6 protein-coding genes are annotated in these 5993 nt (G+C 48.9%); 3 read left to right on the forward strand and 3 right to left on the reverse strand.

Annotated features, from left to right (window positions below; genetic code table 11):
- Positions 1-253 (reverse strand): hypothetical protein (locus tag JX312_RS07950; protein WP_204457633.1); only part of this gene is annotated, 253 nt, incomplete at its 3' end.
- A gap of 107 nt (positions 254-360) precedes the next feature.
- Between JX312_RS07950 and JX312_RS07955 the strand changes: the two genes are divergently transcribed.
- On the forward strand, positions 361-1374 hold the full coding sequence (locus JX312_RS07955) for a YitT family protein (protein ID WP_123407278.1): 1014 nt from the start codon (positions 361-363) through the stop codon (positions 1372-1374).
- Here the strand turns inward: JX312_RS07955 and miaA are convergent.
- Both miaA and pepT read right to left on the reverse strand, forming a co-directional pair.
- Positions 1349-2248, reverse strand: coding sequence for a tRNA (adenosine(37)-N6)-dimethylallyltransferase MiaA (gene miaA, locus JX312_RS07960; protein ID WP_204457634.1), 900 nt, complete (start codon positions 2246-2248; stop codon positions 1349-1351). The two genes, JX312_RS07955 and miaA, sit on opposite strands and share 26 nt — an antisense overlap.
- Before the next feature lie 27 nt (positions 2249-2275).
- Positions 2276-3496 (reverse strand): peptidase T, encoded by a 1221-nt coding sequence (pepT, locus tag JX312_RS07965; RefSeq protein WP_204457635.1) that lies wholly within the window; start codon positions 3494-3496, stop codon positions 2276-2278.
- A gap of 125 nt (positions 3497-3621) precedes the next feature.
- On the opposite strand from pepT, the gene JX312_RS07970 reads away from it, so the two are divergent.
- Both JX312_RS07970 and mnmE read left to right on the forward strand, forming a co-directional pair.
- A complete protein-coding gene (locus tag JX312_RS07970; RefSeq protein ID WP_204457636.1) occupies positions 3622-4428 on the forward strand; it encodes a DNA/RNA non-specific endonuclease in 807 nt (268 codons plus the stop codon).
- The gene (gene mnmE, locus JX312_RS07975) at positions 4425-5885 is read left to right on the forward strand and encodes a tRNA uridine-5-carboxymethylaminomethyl(34) synthesis GTPase MnmE (RefSeq protein ID WP_204457637.1); all 1461 of its coding nucleotides are present in this window, start codon (positions 4425-4427) and stop codon (positions 5883-5885) included. The genes JX312_RS07970 and mnmE overlap by 4 nt, the downstream gene beginning before the upstream one ends.
- The last annotated feature ends 108 nt before the right edge of the window (positions 5886-5993 follow it).

A 5993-nucleotide genomic window follows, 5' to 3' on the forward strand; every position in this document is an offset into this window, starting at 1 on the left:
CACCGGGTTGAATCGAGAGATAGTCGCGTATGTTTATGTCCGCTACAACTCCAAGATCAAATCCCGTGCCCCATCCCTGCACGTTGTAACCCGGCATGTTTTCGCTGCCGACGGTGCGGTTGGATGTGTTGACTCCCAGACGAATGCCGAGATTGAAAAGTTGCTCCGGTGTCTCAGTCGAGAAAAAGTCTGCCGCGTTGGATGAAGCGGTTGTCAGAGCCGCCGCTGCGAATAGGGTTACGATGTGTTTCATATTGAATTATTTTTTTACTTCTAAATGCAAATTTATAAAAATCCCGCTGATAATTGAAAAAAATGAGTAATTTTGCGATTGATTTATGTTCTTTCTAATTCCATACGATGGGCGGAAACAAGTATAACAGTCTTATGAACAATGCCAAGGATTATGTAGTCATAGTCTTCGGTCTTCTCCTTTATGCGTTCGCGTTTTGTGCGTTAATCCTGCCTCATGAGATTGTGATCGGAGGTGTGGCGGGTATCGGAACCCTTGTCTATTTCGCTACCAACGGCATAATACCGGTGGCGGTGACATCTTATGCCGTAAACCTTCTATTGCTGGCTGCTGCTTATAAGGTGGTGGGACGCACGTTTGTGCTGCGCACGGTTTTCGGTGTGACGGTAGTGGCTTTCGGAATAGGTGTGTTCGAGAGCATTTTCATGAGTATCGGGCATCCTCTCGTGCCGGATCGAGTGGTAAGTGTGGCTTTAGGCGCGATATTGTGTGGTCTCGGAATCGGAACAACTTTCATACATAACGGCTCTTCGGGAGGCACGGATATCGTGGCGGCAATGGTGGCAAAGAAAAGCAATGTCAGCATCGGACGGACAATGATATTCGTGGACATGTCGATTGTGGCGTCATCTATACTCCTTCCGTTTGACGGACCATGGGATGCGCGTATAGAGGCGCGAATACCTACTATCGTCTATGGCTTCATGGTGACGTTTATTGTTTCATATGTTACCGACATGATTATAAACACCAACAGGCAGGCTACCCAATTCTTTATTTTTTCGCAAAAATGGCAGGAAATTGCTGACCGTGTTAATCATGAGGCTCACCGGGGCGTGACTGTGCTTGACGGGCAGGGATGGTATTCAAAACATGATGTGAAGATACTGATGGTATGGTGCCGCAAAATAGAATCGGTCACTATTTTCCGTATTATAAAGAGTATTGACGAGGATGCATTTGTGACCCAGGGCGCTGTGAACGGTGTTTATGGCAAGGGATTCGATAAAGTGAAAATAAAGATGAAGAAACAGAAGAACACTGATTCCCGCACTTTGAATTCATTGCCTGAGAATCCTACACCTGTGCAGATGGTCAGGCGTTCGAATCAGGAAGAATAAGCTTCCGGAGTGTATCGGGGTCGCCTTTTACGATTTCCGGATCGCGTGCCCACCAGGTCATTTGCTTTTTTGCATATACCCTGGTGTTTTTCTTTATTCGTGCGATTGCCGTATCTCGATCCATTGTGCCCTCGAACCATGCGAACATCTCTTTGAGTCCGACCGTGTTGAGTGAGTTGAGATGGCGCATGTGATACACTGTTCTCGCTTCCTCTTCAAGTCCGTTTTCAAGCATGATGTCTACGCGCCTGTTGATTCGGTCGAACAGGACTTCGCGGGGGAGGTCTGTCATGTATTTTTTTATGCGGAACGGACGCTTGCGTTTCTTTCCTGTACGCAATTCGGTATATGTTTTCCCTGAGGAAAGGATGATTTCTATAGCGTGAAATACCCGTTTGGTGTTGCACAAATCAACAATTCCATAATATTCCGGATCAAGCAGCCTTAGCTTTTCTCTCAGCCAGTCACCCCCTTTTTTTTCAAATTCCTTTTCGAGGTCATGGCGGATGCTGTCGGGCACGGTGGGGAGCATGTCAATGCCGTTGCAAAGGGCATCGACATACATCATCGAGCCTCCGCAGACTATTGCCGATCCGTTGCGCTCGATAAGTTTTTCAGCTATTGCGAGGGCGTCTTCTTCGAAACGCGCCGCGCTGTAATAGGCGTCAAGGGGAAGCATGTCGATTAGATGGTGTTTCACGACGGCGAGTTCTTCGGGCGAAGGCATTGCCGTGACAACAGGTATTCCCTTGTATATCTGTCGGCTGTCGGCTGATATGATCTCGGTGCCGACAGCACGTGCGATATCTATGGCAAGGGCCGACTTGCCAGACGCAGTCGGCCCTGTGATGACTATGAGTTCGGGTTGGTCCAAATTATAAACAGTTTCTTGGTTTGGGCATTATGCCTTTGCTGCGATGCGGCATATGTTCACGATTACATCACGTGCCTTTTCCATTGACTGTATGGGCACGAATTCAAATCTGCCATGGAAATTCTCCCCTCCAGCGAAAATGTTGGGGCAGGGGAGACCCTTGAATGAGAGCTGCGCTCCGTCTGTGCCCCCGCGGATCGGTTGCACGCGAGGCTCTATCCCGGCGTCGCGCATGGCTTTTTCCGCAATCTCGATGATATGCATCACTGGCTCGATTTTCTCGCGCATGTTATAGTACTGGTCTTTGATTTCCACGGTGCAGCAGCCGGGATATTCCATGTTTGTCTTGCGCACAAGATGTTCGATCTCACGTTTGCGGCTTTCGAAGCGCGCGCGGTCGTGGTCGCGTATGATATATGTGAGGGTTGTCTCTTCTACGCTTCCTTCAATCCCTACAAGATGGTAGAATCCTTCGTAGCCTTCTGTGTGCTCGGGTGTTTCCCAGCGCGGGAGCATGGCGATGAAGTTGTTGGCAACGCGGATTGAGTTTATCATCTTGTGCTTGGCATAGCCCGGATGTACGTTGCGACCTTTGATTTTTACTTTTGCGGATGCGGCATTGAAGTTTTCATATTCAAGTTCGCCGACTGCGCCGCCGTCCATGGTATAGGCGAATTCGCAGCCGAACTTCTCGACATCGAACTTGTGGGCGCCAAGACCGATTTCTTCATCAGGATTGAAGCCGATGCGTATCTTGCCGTGTTCAACCTCGGGGTGAGCCTGCAGCCATGCGATAGCGTCTATGATTTCCGCTATGCCGGCTTTGTCGTCGGCTCCGAGCAGTGTGTTGCCATCGGTTACAATCAGATCCTGACCGATATAATTCAACAATTCCGGAAATTCTTCCGGTGCGAGGCAGATGCCTTTTTCTGCATTCAGTGTTATGTCTTTACCGTCATAGTCAGTGACAATGCGGGGTTTTACGTGTTTGCCCGACATGTCGGGAGAAGTGTCCATATGTGCGATAAACCCTATCACGGGAGTCTGCTTCGAGGTGTTGGCAGGGAGGGTGGCGAAAAGATACCCGTTGTCGTCAAGAATGATCTCTTCAAGTCCCATGTCTTCGAGAAGACTTTTGAGGTATTTTGCAAATTCCATCTGACCCGGAGTGGAGGGGGTCATATTGGTGAGTTCATCGCTCTGTGTGTCGAATCTCACGAAATCAAGAAAGCGTTCGGTTACAGTCATGATATTTCAGATTTTTACAGTTCCTGTTTATGGTTGATATCACAGGACCGTGCGTTTATCTGCAAAATTAAGAAATATCCGAGAAAGAATAGATATAATCAGACGTTTTTTTGTAATTTTGTGTTATGAAACAGAGAATATGGATTGTGATTATTCTGCTTATGTGCACATGTATGATTTGCTTCGGGGCTTACAGACTGTGCACACGCGAGGATAATGAATATAAGGAATCGAGGAATCCGTATTATACGGGTCTCGATATTGTCTTGGCTCCTCCGGCTGTGGAGTCGAAGGAATATGATTACACCGGTTTTCGGGTCTCGTTCAACCGGCATAACCGCACTCCGAACTGGGTGGCATGGGAGTTGCTTGGGTCTGAAACCCAGGGTGAGGCAAAACGTCATAACAGGTTCTGGCAGGATCGGGATGTAGATGGCTGCCCGACAACGAATGATTATCGCAATTCGGGCTATGACCGGGGACATATGTGTCCGGCTGCTGAACAGAAATGGAGTGCGGAGGCGATGGACGATTGTTTTGTAATGGCAAATATGTGCCCACAGGACCATTCGTTGAATTCGGGTGCCTGGAACACGCTCGAAAACAAGGAACGCAACTGGGCGGTGAGGGATTCGGCAATTGTAATTGTGGCGGGTCCGATATATAATGCAGACGACATAAAGACAATAGGCAACGGAGTGCTTGTGCCGAGTGCCTTTTTCAAGGTGCTGCTGGCTCCTTATGTGGAGAAACCGCGTGCAATCGCTTTTGTGTTTCCGAATATGCCGTCTCCCGGCTCAATGCAGAATTACGTAATGACTGTAGATGATGTCGAGAAACTTACAGGTTATGATTTTTTTTCGTCATTGCCGGATGATATTGAGAATGAGGTTGAATCTAAAGCGTCTTTCAGAGAATGGAACCAACGATGATTTCTGCTGTACAGACTGATCCGATTGTTGCTGTTTCCACACCTTCCGGTATGGGAGGCATAGCTGTTGTCCGTCTTTCAGGCAAAGACGCGGACAAAGTGCTCGGTAAATGCTGGAAAGGAGTTGCGCTTGACGGTATTGCATCTCACAGTGCGCATCTTGGCAAGGTGCTTCTGGAAGACGACAGTGTGCTGGATGAGGTTGTGTTGACCTTTTTCAAGGGTCCACGTTCGTTTACCGGTGAGGACGTCTTCGAAATTTCCTGCCACGGATCGCGGTGGATTCAGCGTGAACTTGTAAACCTGCTTGTGCGCCATGGAGCTCGAGCCGCTGCTCCCGGAGAGTTTACGCAGAGGGCGTTTATGAACGGTCGTATGGATCTGGCGCAGGCTGAGGGAGTGATTGACCTGATTTCCGCGTCATCGAAAGCGTCTCACAGGATGGCGATGCGACAGGCTAATGGCCGTTTTACAATATATCTTGATAATCTACGGGACCGTCTGATTGAGTTCGCTTCTTTGCTTGAGCTTGAACTCGATTTTTCGGAAGAGGAGGTTGAGTTTGCTGACCGTAAGCGTCTGAGGGATTTGGCAGATGAACTGCTCGGAGTGCTGCACAGGCTCGCAGCTTCTTATTCTACCGGCAGGTCACTGAAAGACGGAGTGCCGGTGGTGATCGCCGGTGCGCCGAATGCTGGAAAATCTACGCTTTTGAACCAGCTTCTTGAAGAAGAGAAGGCAATTGTAAGTGATGTGCCCGGCACAACCCGCGATATCATAGAAGATACATGCGAAGTGAACGGGATACTGTTCAGGTTCATAGATACGGCAGGTTTGCGCGATACCGCGGATATAGTGGAACGCATTGGTATAGAGAGGGCGGAAGACCGTCTCTCCAGAGCTTCCATCATACTTTGGCTACTTGATACGACAGGCGATACAGACAATCAGCTAAAAGAGATTCTAAACAGGGTAGGGGAGTTGCCCGATGCATCACACCTGCTTGTCTGCAACAAGGTTGATCTTGCAAACAATTGTGAGTCGGAGAAATACAGCCCGGCAGAGGCAGGACAGGGAGAATCCTTGTGCGGTGCAGATGCAGCTGCGGAGTCTTTATTCGGTAAAGAGACGGCGCATCTGTTTGCCGCATGTATGTCGATTTCAGCCTCCGAGGGGTATGGTATAGACGAACTGAAAGGAGTCATGACTTCTCTGGCATGCAAGGAATACAATCCTGACACAGATATAATACTGACCAACGGGCGNCATTACGCAGCCATATTGCGGGGTGCCGAAGCATTATCTCGTGCCCGGGCAGCCTTAGACACCGGTTTATCTGCCGACTTCATCGCCCAGGATGTCCGCGAAACCCTCCACCACCTCGCCACGCTCACCGGCACCATCTCTACTCCCGATCTACTCGCTTCCATATTCTCTCGGTTCTGCATCGGCAAATGAACGGCAATTAAAGATAGGCAACTATAAGTATAGATATGTGGCGTCCTGAAAAATATTGACGGGTCAGAGGGTTTGAGATTATGAATGAATGTTAAACAGTCCGAAGAC

The sequence above is a fragment of the Barnesiella sp. CU968 genome (assembly GCF_905219685.1).
Taxonomy (GTDB): domain Bacteria; phylum Bacteroidota; class Bacteroidia; order Bacteroidales; family Muribaculaceae; genus Lepagella; species Lepagella muris_A.